Here is a 23,798-nt window from a genome sequence, read left to right on the forward strand (position 1 = left end):
TATCCCGGAGTGTTACAAGCACTGCCGGGATTTGTTCAACATATAAGGTACGTTGATATGAGCATTATAAAGCATTCTGAAAGGTTTGTATTAATTAGCATTGCTAATGGTGAGTTTGAAGTTGATGAAAATGGTTATATCTGGAGACTCAAGAGAAGAAATGGTAAAAGATATGGCGGAACTGCAATTTCTTTATGCACTCGTAAACGAGCCGAAAATCAAACAGGAACAGGTCATTTACAGGTAAGAGTATCTATTGATGGCGTTCGTCATCATGCCCTAGCTCATAGAGTTGTATGGTCACATTTAAACGGGGAAATCCCTGAAGGAATGGTGATTAATCATATTAACGGAACCAAAAACGACAACAGACCCATTAACCTTGAGTGCGTCAGCAAGTCAGAAAACGTGAGACATTCATTTGAAGTATTGGATCGACAACCATTAAGGGGTTCTAGCAATGGCAGCGCAAAACTTTCAGAAAACGACGTAAGGAGAATCAGAGAGTTAAAAGCAGCAGGTTTAACTCAATCAGAAATAGCAGAGACTTATGGTATTTCGTTTCAGCAAGTCTCAAGAATTATCAATGGTTCCAGATGGTCACATCTAATTTAGCAGGAGGAGAATCGGGAACGGGCGCTCGTCCCTGTCACGTTGAATGGCTCCGTGATATTGCTAGTCAATGTCAGAGTGCTAAAGTCCCAGTCTTCATCAAGCAATTGGGAAGTAATGCGATCGCATCATCCCCATATATTGACGGTGTTGCCAAAAGCCATTACAAACTTAAACTCAAAGACCGTAAAGGCGCGGATATCAACGAGTTTCCTGAAGATTTGAGAATCCAACAATTTCCTAGTTAAACTCTAATTAAGCCTTAACTTTCTAACTTTAGAAAACTAAGGCTTTTTTTTACTAGCGATAACAAAATCTAATTCCTGTTATTCTATCTTGTTATTCTGTTATTGCGATAACAAATTCTGTTATTCTGTTATTGGGTTTATTTTAAAACAATCTCCTAACCCCAGGCAGAACAAAATCTTTATCTCCCCAAATCCCAAGATTTCCTTGATACGCCTCATATTGTGCCATCAGAATATCACAACAAAGTAATATCCCTCGTTTTGGCAAGTTGTAACGAACTAAAGGAAGCAAATCCCAAGCTAATCCTTGTCTCAATAATTCTACCTGAATATTCAACTCTCTTGAACCAATAAACCAATCAGCCAATAATCTACCGTATTTATCTGCCCCATAATCTTCAATAAAAAATAATTCCTTATTAGAATCTACCAAATCTTCCAAGTATTTCTTAGCTTCTTGTCCCCATTTACTAGGCATCTCTGGGCAATCAATCCAACGACACCTTGAATTAATTACCCCTTTCCTATGGATTATTCTTATCGTATCACCATCAACAATTGAATGAACTCTCACGGGAACCAGTACCATAAAAACCTCAATATTTTTCAAAAATAATGCGATATTTTTATTCTATATCGAAGGTCGCAACTTTCCAATCTTGATAATTATTTGCCCAAACATAGAGACATAAATTTATAAAAATCTCTCTATCTCCTCGACTTTTCTGATATTCTTGCTGATAATAGTTTTTGAGATTAATAATAGTAAATCTCTCCTGAGCAATAACAATATTTCCATTCAAAAGATAGAATCTTATTCTTGAGTCGTCTGAAATTTTCATAATATTATTAATCTCTTAAAGCTAATATTGATGGGAGTTTAATAGGTTCCCCTAAATAAATTGGAGTGTCTGAAACCAGAACTTTAACATAACTTTCTCCCTTGTGAACCTTAAACCAAGTTACTATCGGGGGTTGAATAATCTTCATTGAATCATCAACAATTATTTCTGCCCGTACCATCCCATCCAGAATTGGTTTTAGGGTTGCTGGTAAATTATCTGCTGGGTCAATTTGTCTTTTCAGATACCAATAGACTTCCAACCAAACTTTACTATGAAATTGAGTTTTACCCCAACAAATTGCCTCACAATCTTCTGTCCAAGCCTTCTTTTCTGCTGCTGATTTATACGGATTACTTCTAGCTGATGCTATTATTTTGTTCAAACTCGGTGGCAATGGAAAAATTAGTTTCTCTATCATAATCCTAAATCAATAATCGAACAAACTACCAAAGAAAAGACTGGATTATTATTGCTAAAATAATGAGGATATAGTTCCATAAAATTCTCGATAAAATCCTCAACTAAACCATCAACTAAACCATCATAACCAGAACTAAAAGTTAACTTCCCACTTTCTTCAAAACAATCTGTTGAAACTGCACCAATAGTTATTAAGATTAGGTTTTTGGAGAACCGACTAGACTTAGAGTTTGGATTCTTTTTTATATGCTTAATTAATGCTGCAATATAGACTAAATCCTCCTGATCAAGTAATCGAATATCTAAGAAATTCATAAGGTCTTGCTCAATCCTCCTAATATTATTTTAGTGTAATTTTCAATACAAGTCAACCATTTTTTAGAACTACTTTTGGTCAGTTTTAAACAGTTTTATAAGGTTTTATTGGAACAAATTCATGTAAATCTAGGTAAATTCTTATAAGGACATTGATAATTGTTAATATAAGGATTGTGCCTCACCAAAATAGAAGTAAGCCAGTGTCGCAGCTTTTTTCAATGTGTCCAGGTTGACGAAGATTGCAACACTAGAACCTTGGCTAACTTGTTCGACAACGTGGATTAGGAAACTAAACCGTGCAATCTTACCGGGCATTTTTTTCCATTGTGCCTCTAGTGCCTCAGTCCGGGCTTGATTTCGATTTATTTCACAGTCATTGTTTAACAACGCAAAATATTTTTCAGCTTCCGATGTAAACCTTAACTTTAACTTTGGAAGATTGGATATTTTTTCGTAAAACCCGGTTAACAATGGAGTGATATCGAGTTTACCCTGTGGGTTATCTGGAATAATAAATGGTGATTTAGGCTGGTTAATAAAGTTGACCCGGCTCCACTGACCATTATCATCAGTTCCATTGTTATATGCAGCCGCCACTTGGGGTTGAATCCCTCCCAAAATTGACACTAAACATTCATCGTAATCTCCTTTTAAAAGCTCAATTTTTCCGTGTCCATCATAGTAAGAAAGCAAGTCTTCAGTTAACCCACTGTTATAGGATTTTAAATTATTTTTATAACTTCTTGCTAACTCATCAGAGATAACAATAATTCCCCATCCTTTCTTACCATGTCGATTCAATAAGCTTCGGAACCCGGCTTGTGAAGCGTTATTGATATAATAACGCCGCATCACAGGTTTTTCAGGCATCGGAAGGCTTTTATCGTCTTCCCAGTCATCTAATTCAGCTTGGTATTTTTGCATTTCTTTGGCTAAATCATCAGAGGCTTTTCTTTGTAATTCCCGTAATGGTTGGGTTGCAATCTCGTTAATTAAAAGTGATTTTTTCTGGCTTGGGACGGCACAGATAGCGGTGTATATCCCCTGTGTCTGGTCAAACTCTGTAGAATCCAAAGCGTCAATTTTTGAGCCAACTGTTACCAGCGAACTAACAACAGTATAGAAGGCACTCAATGACAGTTCAGGACGAAGACATAACCGATTAGCAAACTCACAAATTTTTATTAGGTTTCCAGGTAAATAATCTCCAATATTGATTTTTGCTGCCCAAACATTGATGCTATTTTCCCAGTCTTTCATGGTTTCTCCTCTTGATTTTAATTAATTAAATCATCACCCATTACAATTAGGTTGTTCGTTTAAAAATCTCCCACAAAAATCATGGATTTTCTTTGGGGAATTGTTGGTATTGTTCTATATTATTTTTAATCAAATTAACCCCATAAAATTTAATTCCTAAATCAATAAGAAAAGTTGAAGAAATTATCAGGAAACTTATAAGTAAAATCCAACTTCTGATTCCGCCTGGTGTTCCGGTTATGATTTTTCCAAAAGTCCTTAATCCCGATAAATCTGATTCTAAATCTTCCCATTCTTTCTGATTTCTTCGTTGGTCGGATTCTAATTCTCTGATTCTGGGGAGGAGAGCATTGTCGGAAATATAGAGATTTTTTTCAACCTCTTTGAGTCGAATTGCAGCTTCTCTAATTTCCACTTCAAGCCGAACCAGTTTCTCAATTTGAGATTGAGATAATTCCTTGATTCCTGTTCCTGAAAAGAGAGGTTCATCTACTAACTTTGCTATGAGTTTTTCTAGCCCAGAACTATTTCTTCTGATTTCTGAATGTTGAAGCACTTCAGGAATAGCTTTAATTAAAGCCAGGTTGCGTTCTTCTGAGATTCTCAGGGATTCTTGAAGTTGTTTCGACTCGGTGATATCAATTCCAAATATTGCTATTCCTAATTCGTATTTTCTAGCTGATATTAAGAAGAATTTCTTTGGAGTCCTACACTCAATTTCCCAATTACCGGAGTCTAAATCTGATTGAATGAATAAACCCATTACCTCTCTTAGATTATTGCCATTGTTTAGCCAGCCCAGGGGTTGATTGCAAAAATCCTCTATGGTTTTATCAAAATATCCAGCCATTTGTTCATTGACCAAAATATAAGTCAAATCATAAGAAATATAACTAGCTAAACCGGGACAAGTAGATAAAAAAATTGAGATTAAATCATATTCAGTTTCCCACCCTTCGCCAAGCTCAAAGCATCGAGTTTCGGATTCTGGTATATTTTTTTTCATGGTTATTATTTACTTTCTACCTACTGTTTTATCTAAAAAAATGATTGCTAACTCTATATCAATTATGCTAACAAATTTATATTATAATGTCAATATTTTATGCTATAGTTGTTGCAAAATAGAATTAGGTTAAGATTTAATGCAGCATTATAATTCTGATTAATAAAGATTAAGATTAAACGTTATTTTTTACTGCTAAATCTAATTCGGCTTGAGCATTTTCTTTGCGAATTTTAATCTCTCGTTCGTCGTTATCATTTCGATTAGAACCTTGGCTTAATTGGTCTATTCTTTCTTTAGTTTGGAGCCACTTCTGATGAGAGGTTTCAGCCCAAGACTGAACTTCCCACTCATGGATTTGCTGACAAACTTCAGAAGGAATCCGATCATCTAATCCGAGGTTTCGATAGCCCGATGCCGCACCGCACCCATTTCGATTACAGAGCGGGTCAGGGTCATTTGGATTCAACCCGTCGATAACCAGTTCGCTCCGAACGATAAAGCCGGAATCATGGCAACAAAAACAGTGCCAACGGGGTTTCCAGATTTCCTTATCTTCGGGGGGGCGGGGGTTTAGTGCCGGGAGTTTTTCAAAGACTGGGGCTGTTGGGGCTTGCATTGGTCGATTTAGAAATTGAGCTTTCAAGATTGGCGAGTTCGGTTGGGGAGAGGGTCGTTAATCGTCGTTGCCGTTCTACCCTTGTCCCGTTCTTTTTCGCTTCTAGTCGGGCTTTCAGATTGTCCTTAAATGAATGCCTTGATTCCTCTGTGTGCGCCCCCAAGGGTTCAGATGTCGCTTGATAGGTTTGCGTTAAAGCACTTTCTTGTGCGGGTGCGGCGGGAATATGGTGGCGACTCAAAATTATCCATTCCCAGAAATCCGAACGGTCGAAACTCTGTGGGTCTATGGCCAGGAATAATTTACGGACATCTTCTATAAATGGGGTTTGAGATTTGGCGATCGCAATTTCCTGTACCCATTCCTCAAACTGCGGGTGAGCTTCCCAATAGATTTTTTCTTTAGCTAATTGAACTCGGAGAGCCTCGGCTTCTTGGAGTTCACGATTGCGGACTTCATGGGGGGATTTCAGGAATTGAGAATAGTAGTCCTCAAATCGGGGACTGCCAGTGGAATCGGTGGAAGCTAACCAATCAGGAATAGAAGCGATGGGCTTGGTAAATCCCTCAATCTTTTTATTGACAAAATTTAAAAATCTCTCTCGCTCCGGTTCTGAGAGAGTATTAAAAAATTCTTTATAAGTCTTAAGAGTCTTAAGAGAATCCGACCCTCTCTGTGTAAGGGTTTCAGGGGTCGGTTGTTGCATTTTTGCACTAGCTGTTGCATTTTTGCACTGGCCGTTGCATTTTTGCACTGGCTGTTGCATTTCTGCACTGGCCGTTGCACTGGTGCAACACTGTTGCATTTGGTGCACATCTAAAAGTCCCTTTCCCGTTACCGAAACTTTGGCTGAGATAATCTCCATTTCTATAAAGCCTTTGCTATCAAGCTCTTTCATCGCTCGGCTAATTGTGCTCCGGTTTACTCCCAGTTCCTTAGCGATGGCAGCCGCCGTTAACTCAATTCCATTGCTGTACGGGTCAGTAGTTCTGATGTAATACAGGGTATCGCGGGCGCCGGAGGTTAATTCCCTGCAAGCTTTTACCCATTCTTGGTGTTGCAATGGGTAGAATTTCCCCTCAATCTTTACTTTTGATTCTGTTGATTCTGTCATTGTTTTATCCTCAATAAATAAACTTGAACTTCTTATCTGTAATGGGTTTCAGCGTTTCCTACCCGTGTTTTCGAGATGTCCAATACCCTATTTCCCGTAGTTCTTGTCGTTGGCGTTGTCGTCGTTCCTGTGGGGATTCCAGGTAAAGCCATTGCTCATCAACTGGGATGGCTTCAAATTCGGCTTGAGTCATTTGTGGGTATAACTCCGGCGGTGTCCAATTCTTGAGTCGAGCGGGTTCTGAGGGTTGAGATTGAGGTTGAGAAGCGGTTCCCGACATCCAAAGAACGACCCATTGAGTAACCTGAACTGCAAACTCTGGACTTAACCACATGGCCAGATGGACTGCGACTTGAGGATGTACCCAAGTTCCCTGAACTGGCTTGTCCGCACCCTGAAACACTTGTATTAATTCAGTTGCCGGAATTCCGACCACTGGATTTCGGGCGATAATCTCTATCCCTAGATTCTCGGAGAGGGCCGCAAGATATTCCTTGGTCGCGTCGTTTTCAAAGTAGTGACTCCACTTTTTCCCCGCCGCCTTACAGAGAGCAGTGGCATTGAGATATCCGTCCCCCCGCCGTTGCCCGATGGGTAAATCGTTGGCTGAATGAAAAACTAAAGTTGAGGTCATAATTTCCTTTTGTTAATTGTTAATTGTTAATTGATTTGGTAGATTTGGACTTGAATTTGGTAAACTTCAACAAAATTGTTTTGGCTTGAGATTCAGTCAATTCATCTGGGTTTAATTTGAGAGGTTTACCGCTTTCAAGGTGGTCATATTCGCAGTATTGACGGATTAATTCATGGCGGTGAAAAACCCAGCCACAGGATTTACAAAGGGAACTATCTAAGCCTGGAATTGAGTATTTATCTCCACACAAACACTTAGATAAATCTTCTGAATTAATCCAATTAGATAAAGTTATGCTCTTTCTCACTCTGCCTGTTGGATTTACTGTTCATTGTATAAAATACGTAATTACACATTTAATATAATATAATTGCGTATTTATGTCTAGTAAAGTTTTGATAAAGTTACAAGGGTGATTCTATGGATTTAGAGAATAGAGAAAGATTTGCAATAGCAGTGAAAGCTTTACGGGCTGATCGTAATCATGAAGAATTCGCAAAAATTATTGGAGTTTCCAGACCCACAGTGATTGGCTGGGAAAAATGTAAAGTTGACCCGAAACGAGAAAGCCTAGAACAGATTGCCCAGTTACGAGGGGAAAGTCTTGATGAATTCCTTTCTTACCTCAGTGGTGCGAAACGACGCGACCCATTGGAACGTCTGACTCAACAAATTGCCGGACTTTCACACGAACAGATTGCTTATGTACTTCGGGCTTTAGCCGACCGACTCGACCCTTCTTAATAATTTCTTTCTAATATAACATATTTACATTTTTATATAAATATGTTATATTAGAATAGAAAAAGTAGGTGCAGACGATGGGAAAATTACCAACAACATTCACGAGCCTGGATTTAACTGGATTTGAGATTGAGAAAACCAATTATCGGGAAGTAACGAGTTCAATGGTCGAAACAACCTGCGCGGTTCTACAAAAGAATCGTGTAGGGATTGTCGTGCGGTCAGTTCATGCAGGACTCAAGCATATTTATGGGATTGGAGGAAGTGCCGAGACAGTTTGCGCTTTATTAAAGGAATGGCGGGCTGAGAACCTTTCAAGTCTTAAACAAGGTAAGAATGATAAGGATTTCGTTTCGGCAATCCTTGAGGCAAGTGATGATGGATTGCTTGAAGAAACTGATATCCCTGAAGAATATCTAACAGTTTCTCGTCAAATGGCGATCGCATCTTATCGACTGGCTTTCCAAAAAGCTGATACCTCAATTAGTGGTGAACGTTTAAAACAATTAGCTAGTGATAATGATTTATTGACATCTCAACTCAAGGAATTTCCTCAACTCAAACTTGAATTAGACTTTTATAAGTCTGAGTATGAGCGGCAACGGAATGAATTGAAAGAAGCCTATATGAACCTGAATAAACAACAACTTGCCGATAGTGATAATTTCCGTCAACAATTAGATGGGCTGTATCAGGAACGTAATGATTTAACGGTTAAACTTTCTGAAGCTGAGAAACGTTTACTTGAAGTTTCTGACCTTGAAACCAAAGAACGAGAACGTCAAGGTGAAATTTCTCGACTCAATGGTCAATTAGAAGCACGGGAACGTGAAATTTCCTCGCTTCATAGTCAAACCCAATCCTTACAATCTCAAATTGGGGAGAAGGAAGTTCTTGAATCTCAACTCTCAACCATTCAAACTCAACTCAAAGAAGCCAATGAGACAATTATTAATTTACAATCCCAAGACAAGCTCAGGACTACGGTTGCCCTAGAAGTTGATTCCCTAGAATCTGAACAAGTTGAAGAACTTAAATTTGAACTTGAGGAAAAAATAACAGCCCTCAATAAAGCTGAACTCCAGTTAGTTGAACAGGATGAGGAAATCAATAACTTGAGAACTCAACTCAAACAAACCATTATCCCCCCTATTCCTGCCTCCGTTACTTCCATCACTTCTAAGACCAACAAAAAAGTTGCTAAATAACCATAACGTTATTCCCATAGCAGAAAGTTTGTTATGGGGATAACAGAATAACAGAATTTGTTATTGGGATAACAGGATAACAGAATTTGTTATTGGAATAACAGGAATAACAGAATGATGGGAATAACAGAATGATGGGAGAATTAGAATTAATGTTGGCGGCGAGGTTCCCATTAATTTATGTGGTGTCTGCCGAAGAAGAACCAGCCGAAGAAGAACTTTTGAATGTAGCTAAGTCAAGAAAATCACAGATTTACTTCTGGGATTTTGCACGGGGTTGGAGTGATAATAATGCTGATAAAGGTCAGCCAATGGGGGCTTTAACTCGAATAGCTAAATCTCCTAAAGACCAACCCACAATATTTGTTCTCAAGGATTTAGGTTGTTTAATAGCTCCTGGTTCTAATAATCAAATAAATCCTGGCCAGTTACCTTTAGTTCGGGAAATCAAGAATCTAGCACGGGAAATGAGTCGTGACCGTCGTTGTTTGGTTATCCTTTCTGACCAATTAAGATTACCAACTGAACTCAGAGAAGAAACGACAATTGTTGATTTTGATTTACCCAGCATTGAGGAAATTTCTTTATTAGTAAATAATCTGGTAGGCAAAAAGTTAAAACTATCAGGTGAAAGTCTTGAACAACTTCTTAAAGCCTGTCAGGGTTTAACTCGGTGTCGCATAGCCCGTGTTCTGGCTAAATGCCTAGCCCGGTCTGGAAAAGTTGATGAGAGTGCCATCGGGGTAGTCATCGAGGAGAAACGTCAAACCATCAGAGAAACGGGGATTTTAGAATTTATCCCTATACAGACTGGGTTAGATTCTGTTGGTGGTTTGGAGAATTTAAAACAATGGGTTAAATTGCGATCGCACAGCTTCACTGATGCCGCTCGTGATTATGGCTTACCCAGTCCCAAAGGTGTGCTACTTGCAGGTATTCAAGGCACAGGTAAAAGTTTGAGTGCCAAAACTATTGCGGCCGAATGGAAATTACCTTTATTAAGATTAGATGTTGGAAGGTTATTTGGTGGGATTGTTGGGGAAAGTGAGAGTCGGGTGCGGCAGGTAATTAAATTAGCAGAAGCTATCGCGCCCGTTGTTTTAATGATTGATGAAATTGAGAAAAGTTTTAGTAACAATCAATCAGATGGTGATTCAGGAACCAGTCGGCGGGTATTCGCTACGCTGTTAACTTGGTTAGCAGAAAAAACCAGTCCTGTATTTGTAGTGGCAACTGCTAATAATGTTGAACTTCTGCCTGCGGAATTAATTCGTAAAGGAAGACTTGATGAACTGTTCTTTCTATCGTTACCGACTCAATCAGAACGGGAACAAATCTTTAAAGTTCACTTGAATCGTTTAAGACCTAATAATCAATTCAACTTAGAGTTATTAGCGGCTAGAAGTCAAGAGTTTTCAGGAGCCGAGATTGAACAGGTTATTTATGATGCTATGCAATTTGGGTTTAGTCAAAGTCGAGAATTTACAACTCAGGATATTTTAGATTCAATTGTAGATTGTATTCCTTTAGCTAAAATTGCCAATCATCAGATAGAAGCCTTGAAAGATTGGGCTAGTCGGAGTGGGGCTAAATCAGCTTCTTTAGTAGATTCTGCTAATAATAATTTGCTACCGCTTTTAGAAGTTGATTATCAGGATGAATTAACCAACAATTAAACAAAATGCAAGCATTAACAATCCATGAACCTTGGGCAACTCTATTAGTCAAAGGAAAGAAACAATTTGAAACCCGTGAATGGCAACGGAATTATCGAGGTTTACTGGCAATTCATTCAGGAAAACAATCAGTAGATATTGAGGATTATCCTTTGGGATTAAGTGAAATTCTTGATGATTCAAAGATTACTCAAGATAACCTTAATAACAATAAGCAGAAAATCATTGCCATTGCCACCTTGAAGGAAATTCATTTAATGACCGATAAATTCATTAATGAACAATCAGAACTTGAACGGTTAACGGGCTTTTGGGAACCTAGACGATTTGCGTGGGAACTCACGAACATTAAGCCACTTCCTCAACCAATTGCGGCACGGGGAATGCCTGGATTATGGACTGTTCCCGATAACATTTATGTTCAAATTCAACAACAATTAGGAAACTAGACATGAATAAAGAATTTATTAACTTACAACTTTTCAATCTCTCTCAAAATCTCTTAGAAATAGTCGGGCTTCCGCCTAGAGGTTGTAATTGTAAAAAGTGTGAATCTGGAATGATATTTGAGTGTTACCGATGTCAAAAACTTGTTCCTTGGTGTCATGGCGCAACTGATGATTACCTAGACTGGTGTAATTCCTGTGTAGCTGATTCCATGAGAACTGAAGAATTTTCTGAAGACTAAAAGTTAATTAATCCCTTAATCAAATCAAGTAATTGATTAGGGGAGCTACCGCTTTTTGATTATGATGTTTTATCTAAAATCAAATGTTAACAGCAGAACAACTGAAAACGGAATTAAGTCAATTCAATGGAACCGAAAACTATTACAAGCATTCTCTCGGATTTTCTTACACAGATGGAATTAACTTTCTAGCTGAAAATGCTGAATGCTATTGGCTATTAAATGCTATCGGTTCCTATCAGCATAAACTTCGATTGAATCCAATGCTTCGTGATTTTCAACTTTGGCTTTTAGTTGTTGGGAATAATCACGAATTCATTAAGCCTGAAGCTAGAAATATGGCGGTTTTAACTTGTTGGGAAGATACACCAGTCTTAGGTGTTAAACCAGCAGTTAGTCAACAAATTCCATTTACTGATTTCCCCATGAGTGAAATTAAGATTTACTTAGAAAACAAAGTTTTGCTACTGCCAGATGAACGTTAGTTAATAATATCCCTTAATCAAATCCAGTAATTAATTAAGGGATAACTACTAAACAATTATCAATTATCAATTAATTAGGAGAAATCAAATGCAATATTACAAAGTCGAATTTACCATCAATCCCGATGGCACAATCACTGAAAAAGTTCTCAATGGTTCTGGCAGTAGTTGTACTGAACTTACTAAGGATTTAGAACTTGGAGAAGTCAAATCTCAACAACTTTTACCTGAATATCAAGAACAAAACCTAATTAATCAAGAACAAGAGGATAATTTATGGCAAGGATTTTAGTTTTGTTGATTCCAACTCTTTTTCTAATTACGATGTTGCTTCTCAAACATCAATTCTATCTAAACCAAAATCATTAACTGTTGCCTTAAATTATAGGACGAAAACCATGTCACATCTAACAACTATCAAAACCTCAATCAAAAGCCATGTTATTCTTGAACGAGTTCTCCATAAATTACTCCAATCCCAACTTGATATCCTAACCGGAGCAACTCTTGAAACCAATAGCGTTATCAAAGATTATTATGGCAATAGCACAATAGCAGACTTTGTTATTCGACGACCTAATCATAATTATGATATGGGATTCAAGCTCAATTCTCAAGGGGAATATGAGTTTATTTCCGATAACGATGCTTGGGGGAAAACTAAATTTATGGAGGCTTTATTACCGATGTATGCAAGGGAAAATACAATTTATCAACTACTAGCTCAAGGATTTGAGATTGAATCCCAAACTGAGAATGATGGGACTATTAAGATTGTTGCTGGTAAATGGAGCTAAAACCAATAATATTAAGGATAAAAGTCTTCAGGATTCTGAGGGCTTTTTTTTATTGTGATTTATTATTGTCAAAAATAAAATATTGTAGTATGATAGAAGTACAGTTGTTATTTTGAATTAAAATGGTTTCACAAATTACGGCTAAGTTAGCAGTTTCGACACTAAAAGATGCAGTTTCAGATTTTAACTTTTGGGGAGAATCAGAATCGGATAGTCCGTTAGCAATTAAGCGCTCAAAGACCCCGTTAGATGATAAAAAAGTTCTAAGTTTAGATGCCGCAGCCCGGAAAAAAGCTGTTGGAGTAGAAGGGTATAAACCCCCGGAGCGGACTGTTCGAGTGATGGGTTTGAAAGAAACATTTTCCCCATTAGTTCAGCAAGCCCTAACTGAATTTCAAGCCGGAGCAACTGCGGTAATCGGAGGAGCCGGAATTGAAACTTTAGAAGTCACGGCAGAATCCTCGGAATATTACATCCAGTTGTACTCGCTCTTTAAATTGTTAGATACTCCACGAGTCCTTTATGTCGAAGATACGGGAAATTCCCCTGACCCCTACACTGGGTTATTCATTACGGGATTAAGTAGTGATGGTGAAACAATTTATGCACAAGCCTTGTTAACTCAAACTTAATTCTCCCTCTCTAAAGTTCTCCCTCTCTAAAGTTTTGGCATTAAAAAAAGACTATGGATCAGCCCATCCTAGTCTTTTTTTTATGGACTTAATTTTGGGGACTTAATTTCGGGGATTCAGGAAAATAAGTATTTTAATTTGGGGACTTCAGAAGCAGATTTCCAACCGTCTTGTCCCTCAGTCCAAACTAGGGTATCGGGGGTGATTTGCCATTTTAATTCCGATTCAGAAATTGGGATAGCAACCCCATCCTTAACAATGTGCCAAATCCTATTTGATACTGCTGCTGGTACTGGCGGGGGTACAGATGCCGGAGCGGTTAGAGTCGGGGGAATAGTTGGGGGAATAGTCAGGGGAGTTGGGGTAGAATCAGAATCCTGAATAGATTTTTCAAAACTATCAAAGAAACGAAGTCTAGGTTTAGTCCGAGCTTTGGCTATGAGGTGTTCTCCGGTTCTAGGATTGCGAGATTTCCGTTCCCCAAACTCTTTAGGGTAAAATACCCCAAATTTGGGGATTTCGACTTCATTACCCGCCCGTAATTCTAATTGAACAAATTTGATAAAACCTTCAAGGACTGATTCAACAGTCGAACCACTGTATCCTGTTAGTTTTTCGATGTAGTTTGTGTCTAGCATTTTATTGTTGATAATATTAATTCGATTGTAATTGCATTTACTAAAATGGTCAACCACTTAGCTTTCACCAACTTGAAGTAATCAACAAAATCAATTAACTCGTACTCTCCTGTCTATATTGACAGTTCATTAGTTTGGTAACTTGGTTTTCTGATCATCCTAATTGGAGTTTATTTACTTAATGCAGTAATGCAGTATTTACTTAATGCAGTGTTTACTTGCTGTCTTATCTGTATATCGCAGTAGATTTTACTGGATCAGAATTTTACTGAATCCTGCAAACTGTAATAAAATACTTAATTAATGCAGTAAGTAAGTAAATCAGTAAGTAAATCAGTAAGTAAATCAGTATGGGAATAATTGCCTTAATCAATCAGAAGGGAGGGTCGGGGAAATCTACCTCGTCAGTGCATTTAGCCTATTGGCTTCAGTTCAAACAGAACTATCGGGTGTTGCTGGTAGATGCCGATGCTCAACGGTCAAGTTCTCAATGGGTGGCCGGGATGGGCGTTGAACTTCCTTGTCAGGTGATTCAATCCCCAGATGACCTCCTAGAACAGATTCCCGAATTAGTCAAAGATTATGATTACCTAGTTATTGACGGCCCGGCGAGTCTTTCCGAAGAAACCAGAGCTATTTTATTCCGATGTGATTTAGCCGTAATTCCGGTGCAACCGACGGGTGTTGATTTACGGTCTGCCAGCGATGCCATGCGATTACTCAAACAGGCTCAGTCTGTGCGGGGGGGATTGCCCAAAGGTTTAGTTTTCCTAAGTCGGGCGGTGAAGAATACCAAACTCAAACAGGAGGCGATCGCCCTTTTATCTCAAATCCCCGATGCTAAATTTTTAAAACCCATCATTCACCAAAAACAAGCCATCGCCGATACTTCCGGTCAATCCCTAACGGTTTGGGACTTACCAGGACAAGCCGCCAGTGAAGCTGCTATCGAATATGACCGATTATTTAAAGCCATCCTCAAACAATTGCCAGAGGGAGTATGAACAATAAAAAACAAACCCGTAAACCCTTGAGTGATGCCTTAGCCCAAGAATTTGTCTATGGAGAAAATTCAACACCGGCGGTAACTCCCAAACTAGAAACCATTGAACTAGAAACCATTGAAATTTCCGAACCCAAAACCCAACCAACACCACAACCAGAAACAACATTTATGGACAGATTGCAAGTTCAACCCAAAGAAGGGACAAAACGGTTCACCGTTGACTTACCCGAATCCACCCATCGAAAATTATCAATGTTGGCGGCCAGGACAGGACGAACCAAAGCGGAAATCGTCAGACTCCTATTAGATGAAGCATTAGAGAATGTTCAGGATTAATTTAGGGCCTCATCGGTAGGAAAGAAACCCTCAAGAGTCCTGAAAATATCCTCCAGAATAGGCTGAGTTTGCAATTCCTCCGCCACCCATTGCAAAGCTTGGGGAATCTTCAATAGCTTCCTGAGTCGGGGTTTCCAATCGGTACAAGTGAACAGATTCCAGAATTGTGTCCAAAACCGTTTCAGCAATTCCGATTCTCCGGCCGGAGGTGCACTTTCTGATTCGGGAACATCACTCACAACAACTTCTATATTATTTATAGACTGCGGTGTTCCCTCCTGTTCCCTGAGTAAATCCCGTTCTAACCAATGGTCAAAGATAGAGTAACGCCAGGTGGGACAATCAAAAGCATAAACTCGTTGCCTTGTCCCATCGGGTAACTTAATTTGGCGCACACATTTGAGAGGTAGACCAATTTTATTCCTCAACACATCCTGAACAATACGGATAGGAGAAGCTTTACTATCGGGACTAATCCCCAGATAATCCCTCATATCTCGACTGTAGGTAATCACCTTATCCGCAAACTCCAGAATTTCCTCCGACTCCAAGGTAAACTCCGCATCAGGGTTAAGTAAATGTTCAACTCCTAATAGTTGCAACACCTGGACTTGTGCCGACAATAACTTAATATCCTGCAAACAAACTTTTCCTTCCCCTGCCTCCAACTGTTTCTGTAAATGGTGTTTATCCCGTTGATGAACAAACTCAGGATGCAGTAAATAATAATGTAACCGCAACTTAGGATAATCCCCCGCCATATCCCTCAACACCAACTCCGGCGAGACTTCCACCCCATAACGATAAGAAATCTCATAATGACGCTGTTGGGCTAACTCATCTTGGGTTTTCTTCCGTTTACTTTTTAGTTCCTCATATTGATTTCGAGAAACCAAGAATTGAGCCGCAATAAACTTAGCATAACTATATTGGTTCTTATCCCTGGTTTCCGTCGCTTTCTCTAAGTGATTTTTGGCAGTTTGTTCTAAATGATGGAGTTTTTGAACCGTTCCTTTTAATTGTTCAGTGAACTCAGGAACCTCAGCTAAGGGGTCTAAAACTTCACCTAATAAACGCTCACATTCTAAAGAAGTTTTCTCAAATTCAGACAATTCAATAATATGTCCTTCCGCTTCTAATTCCCTGACTAAAGTATTTTTAAATTTCCATTGACCTGCATTAACCCGTGCAGCAAACTTAGCCCAGAATTTAGTATGTTTAGGAGTCAGTTGCTCATCAAAATCTATAGATAACTCTAAATCAATTTCTTGCAGAATCTGGAGATTGCGTTTAAAAACCTTATTTTGAGTTGCCAATAAGGGTTTCCAATCAGTCTGGCGATTACCAATTTGACCACAACCATAGTTCGCCGCCCAAACATGACAAGGAACATTCAAATCTCGAACCCTTGCCAAAAATTGACAAGCATCTTTAACATTAATTGCCCCTTGGAAAATCCCAAATATCGCTTGAAAATGATTAACTAAATCAATACTAACTCCCGTACCAATCGTGGGAGAAGTAATAACAACATCATAATCTTTAATATGATTATTGATATCTTCCATACAGCCAAAAGCTTCATGGGTTTCATCAGCAACAGTTTCCGAATCAATCCGCAAAATCTTCAACTCAGGAAAAGACTCTCGTAATTGACTTTCAATATTAATACAAGAAAACTTCCCTTTAACCTTCTGACTATCTAAAACCATTAGAATCGGAGCTTTCCCTACGGATTCATAGAGTTTAGTGATTAGATGGGACGGATTTGATTGATTATAAACAATAATTTTCCGTTGTTGATTATGTTTATATTCATTAACATAAACTTGAGGATTAATTGAGAATCCAGCACAATCAATTAAATAATCAATAGCATAATCAGATAAATCCGCATCTTGAGCAACAACTAAACCATCAGAACCCAAAACCGTCTGCATTAATTCCATGAACATTCGGCATAAAATGGCTCGTTTATCTGTACAGGTTGAACTATTGAGTAAATGCCAGATAATTTGTTCAACTTCGTCTAAAATAATAATAGCATCCTCCCATTCCGAGGGATTAAATTTAGCTTGACTTAGGGGATGTAAACTATCAATACATAAACCAAAACCAAAGATAGAATCGTAGGGATTTTCCTTCTGGTCTTCGACCCAAACTAACCCTAATCTCTTACAAATAGAACGCCCTAATTGAATCCGGTGGCTAATTACTAGAACTTTCCGACCAATGCCCATTGATTCTTGAATCAACTTAATGAGATTCTCAGTTTTTCCGGTTCCTTTTCCTGATTTAATACAAACTAATCCCTGTTCTGGGAAGTTCAGGTTTAAATACCGACTATTAAGTTTAGTTACAGGATAAGTAATAGAATATTCTTTCTGATAGTTCCAATACTCTAAATCCGTTGCTTGAGTAAATAATTCATCAAATTGATGTTCACCATGATGGACAATGAAATCATCCACACCTTTATCTGGCCCAGGTAAAGTAATTACAAAGACAGGCAATGGGGAATGGGGAATAGGCAATGAGTTTTTTTCCCTATTGCCCGCTTTTAAACATTGACCCAGTTTGGAGATTTCCCGATTCCCGGCAATTTGGGCAGTTCGTTTCCGGTCATGGTCAAAACAAATATAAATCCGCCGTCCATTAGCAAACCTTTCTAGTTCAGGGAGTAGGAAACTCCGCAGTTTCAAACCATTACTATCTCGCTGAACCCGTACCCCTCCGGTGATACCAGGTAAACCAATGGCCACATAACCCGCAGTTAATAAAGCCCCCGCTTTCTTCGCCCCTTCACAAATCGTAATGGGAATATTATTCTCTAGTACCCAGTCCCAAAACCCGATATCTTCTTGGGACAGAAGCGAGTCCAGTAAACTATCGTATCCGTTGAGTAAATGCGCCGGGGAAAGAGTAAAGGGAAGTTGCCAATGCTCTTGTAGTCGTTTTGAATATTGCTGACCATAGCCATGTTTCAAGGCAATCTTTAGACCAATACACCAAGATGTCGAAAGTTGAAAGATACTGGTGGGGACTTTGGGGGGATGCTCGTATTTGACAACTTTGATTTTTCCCGTGTTCAGGTCTGGGGCTTGTCGAGGTTGGTCAGGTTTAAAACAGCCCCAGTTTCCTAGACCTTGACAATACCAGCCCCCCAATTCCAAGTGTTTATAGGTGTGGAGGAGGTGAGAACTAAGTCTTCCGGTGTTGAGTCGCTTGAGTTGTGGCGAATAAAGTAAATACTCGGCGGGTTGATATCCTTGTAAACTAACAACGTTCAGACCAATGATATCTTGATGGACTCCAGAGCCTTGCCATTCGCTGAAATGGGGTTCCTTGAGAAAATCTGGAGAAAAAGTTGAGTAAACGCTTGCAGTATGCCCTGATTGTGTTAATATAACCATAAGTTAGGGTTTCCACGAAACCCTGGTTGAATGAATAACTATCACCCGCAGAAGCGTCGCAAACATTCCTGTGGGTGATTTCAGTTTAAGCCTAAATAAGTACAAAAATCAATCAATCTCGGGAATATTTAATAAATCTCTACGACTTGACAACCTCAATCTCGCCATCAGAAAGGATTGGATTTAAAGCCCAAAGCATTAGCCCGTCAGGATTATCTAAGTCCTAGCAGTTTGGACGGCCATTAAAATTCGTGAGGGGCTTGATAAACATTTACCCTTGATTGGTGAGCAACCAAGGATAAGGGATTGCACCATTCCCCCTGACATTGAGGAAATTATCAGAAAATCTGCTAGTGGGAAAAAACTAAACAATATTGAATCTGATAAATTAAAGAATTATTTTAATATTGATGACTGATGCGATGCTCAAAAGCTAAGATTAGAAAAATTCCCAACTATCGAATCAGTTGGAGAAGTTACCCGACAATGCCAGATTATTTTAAAGGGTGTAGGAGTTGAACGAAAAATTAACCGCTATTCACGAGACAGACAACTTAGAGGAGTGCCAACAAATCAAGGAAGTCTACGAGGATACTTACCCAGATACTCGGTTTCGTTTGCAAGTCAAGGACAATGCTAAAAAAGGCGATTTACTCCCAGGATTCAAGCGTTACACCTGCATTATTAAAGAAATTTAGGGGATTTAAAAATGAACTATTTTGTGATAAATAAAAACCAAATAATCCATAGTACGGGCGGGGTTGTTCCGATACCGGGATTAAAACCCCAATTTGTTGAACAAGCGATGGAAACCTTGCAAATATCTGATGAGAAATGGGCTAACTTTAATTCGGGTGAGGATGAATGGAAAAAACGGCGGGTTGTTGAAGCACAGTTAAAAGTATTAGCTAATTACTCACAATGTCGTTATCGAGTAACTACTGATGATTTGTTGACATTAACCGCCTTATCTAGCTTTTTAAACACAAGACTGGATGAACCCGCACCCACTGAAGGAATGAAAACTAGCTATGTTTACTCCGTTGACAATCAGGCTTTAGTTGCAGGGCTTGAATATCGTGGGAATTGTTGGCAAATTACCCCGATTAAAAAGCTAGATAACCCCACATTCCGAGAACTGGCCTTAGCCCATCGTGATGCTAGAGAAGTGGCAACAGCTTCTTAGCTAGGCGCTCGGAACGTGGCTAAATTGGTTTACTCCCTCAAAACTTCAGAAAGTTGGGGGAGTAAAATTCAATGGCAGTAAACCTAAAAATAATTTCATTGTTTTTAAAGTTCTAATTTGTTGACCTTCCATGCTCCCTGATTGCCAATCTTACCCGCTCTGACAAACTCCCACCCGCCCCGGTGGAATATTTCGCCTTTGGGTTTAATTCCAATTAATGCCTCAACCTCGGAACTAGACAGAATCCAGCCTTGTTTAGCCGCTTTCTCCAGTTCATCATGAAACCATAGGGGGGAACGGGGTTGAATGTTGGAGACTATAACTCCCACCAAACGCTCTAACATGACCATCGGACTGTCTTCTGTTGAATTTACAGTGTCTATTGCTGAGTAGACAGTAGAGGGTTCCGAGGTGTCTATCTGACTGTCTGCCGTGGTGTAAATTTCAGGACTAGACACAGGGGTAAAACTGCCTAATGTTCCCCCTTGTTTTAGATGTTCAAACAACTGATCTAAAACCTCAATCTGTTCCGGTGTAGCGTAGGCGTGACCCCGATCATCTTTCGGTAGCGTAAGCTTTCCAGCTTTAATCCAATCATAGATTGATTGCCGTGTTTTCAGCCCGTAGCGTTCCTGTAGTTCCTTAATTTTCATCTGTCTACCAGGGTGTAAATTTACAGTGTCTATTTTGTAGTTTACACCTGTCTAGTGATTGGTAGACACCCTTAGTGAAAAGCCAGTTGCCGTCAAGCGGAAACCAGCTTTTGCTATACCTCTAACTTTTTACAATCCCTCCTGTGATTTTAAAAATGTAGAGAGCAACTAAAATAAATAAAAATATAAAATTCCAATACTTTTTATGTGTTGAAATTAAGACTTGAAAACCATTCTACAAATGTAGGAATTTCTTCCGTTCCTTGCGTTCTTAATGTTATTAAATCATGCTGCGCTAAATTTTGGTTGTTTTCTTCGTTGAATCTATTTAATCGTTCTAATGCTGCTTCAGGCATTTCTCGGTTAACACCATTCCCCCTACCAGGTCTTTGACAGTCTTCAGGATTTTGTACTGCGGTTTTTCCTCCTTCTTGTTTAATCCTTAATAAGCCTTCTGCCCCATCATTACCTAATCCAGCCAGAATAACCCCCGCTAATTTGATTTTTTTAATGTTCTCAATCTCTAAAAATTTATGAATAAAGTCATTAATCTCAGGAAAATCTGTTACCCAATTTTCCTCTAAATCCTCTTCAGGTTCTTGCTCATTTTCTGAATCATTTAAACTTTCTAAAGAAATTTGATTGACGTTTTCTACTGTTATAAATATACCTCCATTTTCCTCATAAACTTCAAACTCAACAGAATCATTAGGGTGGGATAAGTCACTACTTCCTAATATATAAATACAATTATTCTGAAGTAGTTCTCCTGGATTAAAATTTTCCAAAGTTATTAGATTATCTTTTACACCAAAAATCTCACGTATTCCTTGATTTTGGTGATTAGACTGTCTATTTGGAACCAATGGGTACAAATTATGAATAACAATAACAATTGCCCAGTCATCAAAAAAGGAATTAGTTGTTAATATCTCAGCCAGTTTTTCGGTATCACTCTCATTTGATGTAGAGCCACCAATAATTAAAACGTTAACCATATAATTAAACCCTTTATTTTTTATCTGGATCAAAAACAATTATATAATATGTTTTATTTTACCAAGCTGTTGTCAATGTATCAATTCTTCATATATACAGCCTATAGACACCCCATTGAGAACGCTGGATAAGTACAGGACTGCTACCAGGGGACAAATTAAGCTGTAATCCTTGTGTGTAAAGATTTAGCGGGTTATGTTGCACGGTTTTACACGAATCTTGGCTTACTTCACAACTTTTTCATTCAACGCTGGTAAACTTTTAACTATTTTCACAGTTTCTAAACTTACCCTGACAATCCTTTTCACTAAATCTACTATATAACGCGGATCATCTGACCAGTCGTTAGGATTATTGGTTATATCGCTATCTTTATCTTTGGTAAATTTGTATCTCTCCATTACCCAATCTAAAGCGGATTTACCATTAACTATATAATCATAAGTTTCTAAGGGAATTTGCGATAAAGTAAGTTTACTATTGTAGATAATTGTAGTTTTATCCACACCGTCTTTATTCTTACCAAATACCATTTTTTCGACTCGGTAATCCTCAGCATCTAAATATAATTCTTTTTTCCATTCTTTCACCTCATAAGGCTCGATGGTTTCATAGTTTAAATGCCAATATGCTAATTCTCGTCCCGCTTTACTAAATGCCCAGAAGTCCTCACAGTAGGGAATACGGGGTAACATTTTCTTTAAATCCGAGGCAAAACGCTGTTTATATTCTGGGGAATGTAGCACTCCATAAACGTAATAAAATATATCCTCTTTGGTGATGGTTTTGTCTTGATAAACTTTCTGATATTCTTTTAAGATGCTATCAGGAATATTCTCTTTTCTGACATATTCTCCCGTGTTAGCTGTCGAAAAAAGTTCGCCTAAATCACTTTGTTTTTCGTAGGTGTATAGGCAGGGCTGTTTCAAAGTCAGGTGAAAAAGAGTAAAGAAAGAGCGATCGCCACCTGATAAAATGGAGAGCGATCACCATTTTTTTCTAAAATAAAGATGCTAACAAGTTTAATAGAAAATTTAAAAGAAGTCAAGGATTTCCGAAAAAATCAGGGAAAAAGGTATAGTTTATGGGAAGTGCTATTAGTAGTAGTTTTAGGGGTGATGTTAGGGCATCAAGGATATCGAGAGATGGAATATTTTGTCAAAGCCAACGAAGTTATCCTGAAAAGAACATTCAATATCTATAGCCAAGGAATGCCATCTTATTCAACAATAAGGAGGGTGATGAGAGGAGTAGACGAGAAGGATTTAAGCAAAATAGTAAAAGAATGGTCAAGAGAGAATTCTCCTAAATTAAAGGGAATAGAGGGATTAGCAATAGATGGAAAAAGTTTAAGAAGTACGGTAAAAGACCCAGGCAATCAGCAGCAAAACATGGTAATAATGGTATCTCTATTTAGTCAAGAAACCGGATTAGTATTAGCGACGGAAAAGTTCGAGAGTAAAACCGGTTCAGAACAAGCTGTAGCCCAAGGGATAATAGAAGAATGTGGTCTAAAAGGAAAGTTAATAACTGCGGATGCGTTACATTGTAATGTCACCACAGTCCGAAAGATTATCGAGAGTGAAAACGATTATTTAATCGCGGTTAAAAAGAATCAAATCAAACTGTATAATCAAATTGAAAAAATTACAAAAACGACGAAAGCTGAAAGTATAGATACTCAAAAAGAGAGGGGTCATGGACGAGAAATAACTCGTCGGGTATCAGTGTTTAAAAATTCGATAAAAATTGAAAGCCCTTGGGAACATATTCAAAGTATAATTCAGGTAGAAAGGTGGGGATACAGAGGAAAAAAGCCTTATAGAGAAACGGTTTATTATATAAGTAGTATCTGGGAAAAGGCGGATTTTTTTTCCAAAAAAATTAAAGGGCATTGGGGGATTGAGAATCAAGTTCATTGGGTAAAAGATGTGTTATTTAAAGAGGATAGTATGAAAATTCATCAAGTACAAGCCGCGACTAATTGGGCACTGCTCAACACCCTAGGATTGAATATTTTCAGAGGTTTAGGATTTTTGTCAATAACAGAGGGAAGAAGGTGGTTAGGAAATCATTGGGAGAAATTACTGGCTATCTCTTAATCCCAAAGTTAAAAATGAAAAAATAGAGCGATTAATTTAGGAAAAATAGATAAAAATCGGGAATGTAAGTCTTACTCCATAGGGAATAAGAATATTTATGCTGCTTAGATAATACCTCCTATAATTAATATTAATATAGCAATTATATGAAATATTAAT

At 38.3% G+C, this 23,798-nt stretch carries 29 protein-coding genes; 15 read left to right on the plus strand and 14 right to left on the minus strand.

All coding sequences use genetic code 11. The features are described 5' to 3' along the window. Positions 1–9 precede the first annotated feature (9 nt). Together NMG86_RS24930 and NMG86_RS24935 are read left to right on the plus strand one after the other, a co-directional pair. Positions 10–615: an HNH endonuclease gene (locus NMG86_RS24930; RefSeq protein WP_144018196.1), complete on the plus strand. Its 606-nt coding sequence runs from the start codon at positions 10–12 to the stop codon at positions 613–615. Continuing rightward, a complete protein-coding gene (locus NMG86_RS24935; protein ID WP_026798319.1) occupies positions 597–860 on the plus strand; it encodes a DUF5131 family protein in 264 nt (87 codons plus the stop codon). The genes NMG86_RS24930 and NMG86_RS24935 overlap by 19 nt, the downstream gene beginning before the upstream one ends. Before the next feature lie 142 nt (positions 861–1,002). On the opposite strand, the gene NMG86_RS24940 is transcribed toward NMG86_RS24935, so the two are convergent. The 9 genes from NMG86_RS24940 to NMG86_RS24980 form a co-directional block, all read right to left on the minus strand. Next, positions 1,003–1,470, minus strand: a complete 468-nt coding sequence (locus NMG86_RS24940; protein WP_144018195.1) for a thermonuclease family protein — start codon at positions 1,468–1,470, stop codon at positions 1,003–1,005. Positions 1,471–1,486: 16 nt separating this feature from the next. Continuing rightward, positions 1,487–1,702 (minus strand): hypothetical protein, encoded by a 216-nt coding sequence (locus tag NMG86_RS24945; RefSeq protein ID WP_238558262.1) that lies wholly within the window; start codon positions 1,700–1,702, stop codon positions 1,487–1,489. Positions 1,703–1,709: 7 nt separating this feature from the next. Beyond that, the gene (locus NMG86_RS24950) at positions 1,710–2,123 is read right to left on the minus strand and encodes a RusA family crossover junction endodeoxyribonuclease (protein ID WP_499103735.1); all 414 of its coding nucleotides are present in this window, start codon (positions 2,121–2,123) and stop codon (positions 1,710–1,712) included. Beyond that, on the minus strand, positions 2,120–2,440 hold the full coding sequence (locus NMG86_RS24955; RefSeq protein WP_026798316.1) for a hypothetical protein: 321 nt from the start codon (positions 2,438–2,440) through the stop codon (positions 2,120–2,122). The genes NMG86_RS24950 and NMG86_RS24955 overlap by 4 nt, the downstream gene beginning before the upstream one ends. Positions 2,441–2,602: 162 nt before the next feature. Next, positions 2,603–3,703: a DUF3987 domain-containing protein gene (locus NMG86_RS24960; protein WP_043938495.1), complete on the minus strand. Its 1,101-nt coding sequence runs from the start codon at positions 3,701–3,703 to the stop codon at positions 2,603–2,605. A gap of 79 nt (positions 3,704–3,782) precedes the next feature. Then, a complete protein-coding gene (locus tag NMG86_RS24965) occupies positions 3,783–4,709 on the minus strand; it encodes a PAS domain-containing protein (protein ID WP_244639494.1) in 927 nt (308 codons plus the stop codon). A gap of 175 nt (positions 4,710–4,884) precedes the next feature. Beyond that, the gene (locus NMG86_RS24970) at positions 4,885–5,328 is read right to left on the minus strand and encodes a hypothetical protein (protein ID WP_087882278.1); all 444 of its coding nucleotides are present in this window, start codon (positions 5,326–5,328) and stop codon (positions 4,885–4,887) included. Then, positions 5,300–6,442 carry a MarR family transcriptional regulator gene (locus tag NMG86_RS24975; protein ID WP_087882279.1) on the minus strand — a complete coding sequence of 381 codons (1,143 nt, stop codon included), beginning with the start codon at positions 6,440–6,442 and terminating at the stop codon, positions 5,300–5,302. Before NMG86_RS24975 ends, NMG86_RS24970 begins: the two co-directional genes overlap by 29 nt. A 58-nt stretch (positions 6,443–6,500) precedes the next feature. After that, a complete protein-coding gene (locus NMG86_RS24980; protein ID WP_052338789.1) occupies positions 6,501–7,076 on the minus strand; it encodes a KilA-N domain-containing protein in 576 nt (191 codons plus the stop codon). A gap of 420 nt (positions 7,077–7,496) precedes the next feature. Between NMG86_RS24980 and NMG86_RS24985 the strand changes: the two genes are divergently transcribed. The 9 genes from NMG86_RS24985 to NMG86_RS25025 all read left to right on the plus strand — a co-directional run bounded on the left by NMG86_RS24985 (position 7,497) and on the right by NMG86_RS25025 (position 13,306). After that, the gene (locus NMG86_RS24985) at positions 7,497–7,820 is read left to right on the plus strand and encodes a helix-turn-helix transcriptional regulator (protein ID WP_026798315.1); all 324 of its coding nucleotides are present in this window, start codon (positions 7,497–7,499) and stop codon (positions 7,818–7,820) included. 77 nt (positions 7,821–7,897) lie between these two features. Beyond that, on the plus strand, positions 7,898–9,028 hold the full coding sequence (locus tag NMG86_RS24990; protein ID WP_199918560.1) for a hypothetical protein: 1,131 nt from the start codon (positions 7,898–7,900) through the stop codon (positions 9,026–9,028). 131 nt (positions 9,029–9,159) lie between these two features. Beyond that, entirely contained in the window at positions 9,160–10,704 is a 1,545-nt protein-coding gene (locus NMG86_RS24995; RefSeq protein WP_244639496.1) for a Ycf46 family AAA ATPase, read from the plus strand. A 5-nt stretch (positions 10,705–10,709) separates the two neighbouring features. After that, on the plus strand, positions 10,710–11,153 hold the full coding sequence (locus tag NMG86_RS25000; protein ID WP_043939611.1) for an ASCH domain-containing protein: 444 nt from the start codon (positions 10,710–10,712) through the stop codon (positions 11,151–11,153). Positions 11,154–11,155: 2 nt separating this feature from the next. Then, positions 11,156–11,392 (plus strand): hypothetical protein, encoded by a 237-nt coding sequence (locus NMG86_RS25005; RefSeq protein WP_144018193.1) that lies wholly within the window; start codon positions 11,156–11,158, stop codon positions 11,390–11,392. Positions 11,393–11,475: 83 nt separating this feature from the next. After that, positions 11,476–11,877: a DUF6876 family protein gene (locus NMG86_RS25010; RefSeq protein WP_026798820.1), complete on the plus strand. Its 402-nt coding sequence runs from the start codon at positions 11,476–11,478 to the stop codon at positions 11,875–11,877. Positions 11,878–11,965: 88 nt separating this feature from the next. After that, positions 11,966–12,169: a DUF2997 domain-containing protein gene (locus NMG86_RS25015; protein WP_026798804.1), complete on the plus strand. Its 204-nt coding sequence runs from the start codon at positions 11,966–11,968 to the stop codon at positions 12,167–12,169. A 106-nt stretch (positions 12,170–12,275) separates the two neighbouring features. Next, a complete protein-coding gene (locus NMG86_RS25020) occupies positions 12,276–12,674 on the plus strand; it encodes a DUF1257 domain-containing protein (RefSeq protein ID WP_026798818.1) in 399 nt (132 codons plus the stop codon). A gap of 122 nt (positions 12,675–12,796) precedes the next feature. Continuing rightward, a complete protein-coding gene (locus NMG86_RS25025; RefSeq protein ID WP_026796183.1) occupies positions 12,797–13,306 on the plus strand; it encodes a hypothetical protein in 510 nt (169 codons plus the stop codon). 116 nt (positions 13,307–13,422) lie between these two features. Here the strand turns inward: NMG86_RS25025 and NMG86_RS25030 are convergent, their stop codons facing one another. Beyond that, positions 13,423–13,944, minus strand: coding sequence for an HU family DNA-binding protein (locus NMG86_RS25030; protein ID WP_087882284.1), 522 nt, complete (start codon positions 13,942–13,944; stop codon positions 13,423–13,425). A gap of 350 nt (positions 13,945–14,294) precedes the next feature. On the opposite strand from NMG86_RS25030, the gene NMG86_RS25035 reads away from it, so the two are divergent. After that, positions 14,295–14,948, plus strand: a complete 654-nt coding sequence (locus NMG86_RS25035) for an AAA family ATPase (RefSeq protein ID WP_026789291.1) — start codon at positions 14,295–14,297, stop codon at positions 14,946–14,948. Beyond that, positions 14,945–15,286 carry a ribbon-helix-helix domain-containing protein gene (locus tag NMG86_RS25040; protein ID WP_087882280.1) on the plus strand — a complete coding sequence of 114 codons (342 nt, stop codon included), beginning with the start codon at positions 14,945–14,947 and terminating at the stop codon, positions 15,284–15,286. The genes NMG86_RS25035 and NMG86_RS25040 overlap by 4 nt, the downstream gene beginning before the upstream one ends. Here NMG86_RS25040 and NMG86_RS25045 read toward each other — a convergent pair. Further along, the gene (locus tag NMG86_RS25045; RefSeq protein ID WP_499103736.1) at positions 15,283–18,699 is read right to left on the minus strand and encodes a plasmid replication protein, CyRepA1 family; all 3,417 of its coding nucleotides are present in this window, start codon (positions 18,697–18,699) and stop codon (positions 15,283–15,285) included. The genes NMG86_RS25040 and NMG86_RS25045 overlap by 4 nt on opposite strands. Before the next feature lie 709 nt (positions 18,700–19,408). Between NMG86_RS25045 and NMG86_RS25050 the strand changes: the two genes are divergently transcribed. After that, positions 19,409–19,885: a hypothetical protein gene (locus NMG86_RS25050; RefSeq protein ID WP_026798339.1), complete on the plus strand. Its 477-nt coding sequence runs from the start codon at positions 19,409–19,411 to the stop codon at positions 19,883–19,885. A gap of 104 nt (positions 19,886–19,989) precedes the next feature. Here NMG86_RS25050 and NMG86_RS25055 read toward each other — a convergent pair whose 3' ends face one another. The 3 genes from NMG86_RS25055 to NMG86_RS25065 form a co-directional block, all read right to left on the minus strand. Then, on the minus strand, positions 19,990–20,538 hold the full coding sequence (locus NMG86_RS25055; protein ID WP_026798338.1) for a MerR family transcriptional regulator: 549 nt from the start codon (positions 20,536–20,538) through the stop codon (positions 19,990–19,992). 203 nt (positions 20,539–20,741) lie between these two features. After that, the gene (locus NMG86_RS25060; RefSeq protein WP_026798337.1) at positions 20,742–21,536 is read right to left on the minus strand and encodes a chemotaxis protein CheB; all 795 of its coding nucleotides are present in this window, start codon (positions 21,534–21,536) and stop codon (positions 20,742–20,744) included. Between the two features lie 225 nt (positions 21,537–21,761). After that, positions 21,762–22,466, minus strand: coding sequence for a type ISP restriction/modification enzyme (locus tag NMG86_RS25065; RefSeq protein ID WP_087882302.1), 705 nt, complete (start codon positions 22,464–22,466; stop codon positions 21,762–21,764). 81 nt (positions 22,467–22,547) lie between these two features. Between NMG86_RS25065 and NMG86_RS25070 the strand changes: the two genes are divergently transcribed. Continuing rightward, positions 22,548–23,639 carry an ISAs1-like element ISPlr1 family transposase gene (locus NMG86_RS25070; protein ID WP_087882301.1) on the plus strand — a complete coding sequence of 364 codons (1,092 nt, stop codon included), beginning with the start codon at positions 22,548–22,550 and terminating at the stop codon, positions 23,637–23,639. Positions 23,640–23,798 lie beyond the last annotated feature (159 nt).

The sequence above is a fragment of the Planktothrix rubescens CCAP 1459/22 genome (genome assembly GCA_904830895.1).
GTDB lineage: Bacteria > Cyanobacteriota > Cyanobacteriia > Cyanobacteriales > Microcoleaceae > Planktothrix > Planktothrix agardhii.

Excerpts from the sequence above, each read along its gene's own strand:
- NMG86_RS24935 (WP_026798319.1), top strand. The coding sequence starts at position 597 with ATGGTCACATCTAATTTAGCAGGAGGAGAATCGGGAACGGGCGCTCGT.
- NMG86_RS24945 (WP_238558262.1), bottom strand. The coding sequence starts at position 1,702 with ATGAAAATTTCAGACGACTCAAGAATAAGATTCTATCTTTTGAATGGA.
- NMG86_RS24950 (WP_499103735.1), bottom strand. The coding sequence starts at position 2,123 with ATGATAGAGAAACTAATTTTTCCATTGCCACCGAGTTTGAACAAAATA.
- NMG86_RS24955 (WP_026798316.1), bottom strand. The coding sequence starts at position 2,440 with ATGAATTTCTTAGATATTCGATTACTTGATCAGGAGGATTTAGTCTAT.
- NMG86_RS24960 (WP_043938495.1), bottom strand. The coding sequence starts at position 3,703 with ATGAAAGACTGGGAAAATAGCATCAATGTTTGGGCAGCAAAAATCAAT.
- NMG86_RS24965 (WP_244639494.1), bottom strand. The coding sequence starts at position 4,709 with ATGAAAAAAAATATACCAGAATCCGAAACTCGATGCTTTGAGCTTGGC.
- NMG86_RS24970 (WP_087882278.1), bottom strand. The coding sequence starts at position 5,328 with ATGCAAGCCCCAACAGCCCCAGTCTTTGAAAAACTCCCGGCACTAAAC.
- NMG86_RS24975 (WP_087882279.1), bottom strand. The coding sequence starts at position 6,442 with ATGACAGAATCAACAGAATCAAAAGTAAAGATTGAGGGGAAATTCTAC.
- NMG86_RS24980 (WP_052338789.1), bottom strand. The coding sequence starts at position 7,076 with ATGACCTCAACTTTAGTTTTTCATTCAGCCAACGATTTACCCATCGGG.
- NMG86_RS24985 (WP_026798315.1), top strand. The coding sequence starts at position 7,497 with ATGGATTTAGAGAATAGAGAAAGATTTGCAATAGCAGTGAAAGCTTTA.
- NMG86_RS24990 (WP_199918560.1), top strand. The coding sequence starts at position 7,898 with ATGGGAAAATTACCAACAACATTCACGAGCCTGGATTTAACTGGATTT.
- NMG86_RS24995 (WP_244639496.1), top strand. The coding sequence starts at position 9,160 with ATGATGGGAGAATTAGAATTAATGTTGGCGGCGAGGTTCCCATTAATT.
- NMG86_RS25000 (WP_043939611.1), top strand. The coding sequence starts at position 10,710 with ATGCAAGCATTAACAATCCATGAACCTTGGGCAACTCTATTAGTCAAA.
- NMG86_RS25005 (WP_144018193.1), top strand. The coding sequence starts at position 11,156 with ATGAATAAAGAATTTATTAACTTACAACTTTTCAATCTCTCTCAAAAT.
- NMG86_RS25010 (WP_026798820.1), top strand. The coding sequence starts at position 11,476 with ATGTTAACAGCAGAACAACTGAAAACGGAATTAAGTCAATTCAATGGA.
- NMG86_RS25015 (WP_026798804.1), top strand. The coding sequence starts at position 11,966 with ATGCAATATTACAAAGTCGAATTTACCATCAATCCCGATGGCACAATC.
- NMG86_RS25020 (WP_026798818.1), top strand. The coding sequence starts at position 12,276 with ATGTCACATCTAACAACTATCAAAACCTCAATCAAAAGCCATGTTATT.
- NMG86_RS25025 (WP_026796183.1), top strand. The coding sequence starts at position 12,797 with ATGGTTTCACAAATTACGGCTAAGTTAGCAGTTTCGACACTAAAAGAT.
- NMG86_RS25030 (WP_087882284.1), bottom strand. The coding sequence starts at position 13,944 with ATGCTAGACACAAACTACATCGAAAAACTAACAGGATACAGTGGTTCG.
- NMG86_RS25035 (WP_026789291.1), top strand. The coding sequence starts at position 14,295 with ATGGGAATAATTGCCTTAATCAATCAGAAGGGAGGGTCGGGGAAATCT.
- NMG86_RS25040 (WP_087882280.1), top strand. The coding sequence starts at position 14,945 with ATGAACAATAAAAAACAAACCCGTAAACCCTTGAGTGATGCCTTAGCC.
- NMG86_RS25045 (WP_499103736.1), bottom strand. The coding sequence starts at position 18,699 with ATGGTTATATTAACACAATCAGGGCATACTGCAAGCGTTTACTCAACT.
- NMG86_RS25050 (WP_026798339.1), top strand. The coding sequence starts at position 19,409 with ATGAACTATTTTGTGATAAATAAAAACCAAATAATCCATAGTACGGGC.
- NMG86_RS25055 (WP_026798338.1), bottom strand. The coding sequence starts at position 20,538 with ATGAAAATTAAGGAACTACAGGAACGCTACGGGCTGAAAACACGGCAA.
- NMG86_RS25060 (WP_026798337.1), bottom strand. The coding sequence starts at position 21,536 with ATGGTTAACGTTTTAATTATTGGTGGCTCTACATCAAATGAGAGTGAT.
- NMG86_RS25070 (WP_087882301.1), top strand. The coding sequence starts at position 22,548 with ATGCTAACAAGTTTAATAGAAAATTTAAAAGAAGTCAAGGATTTCCGA.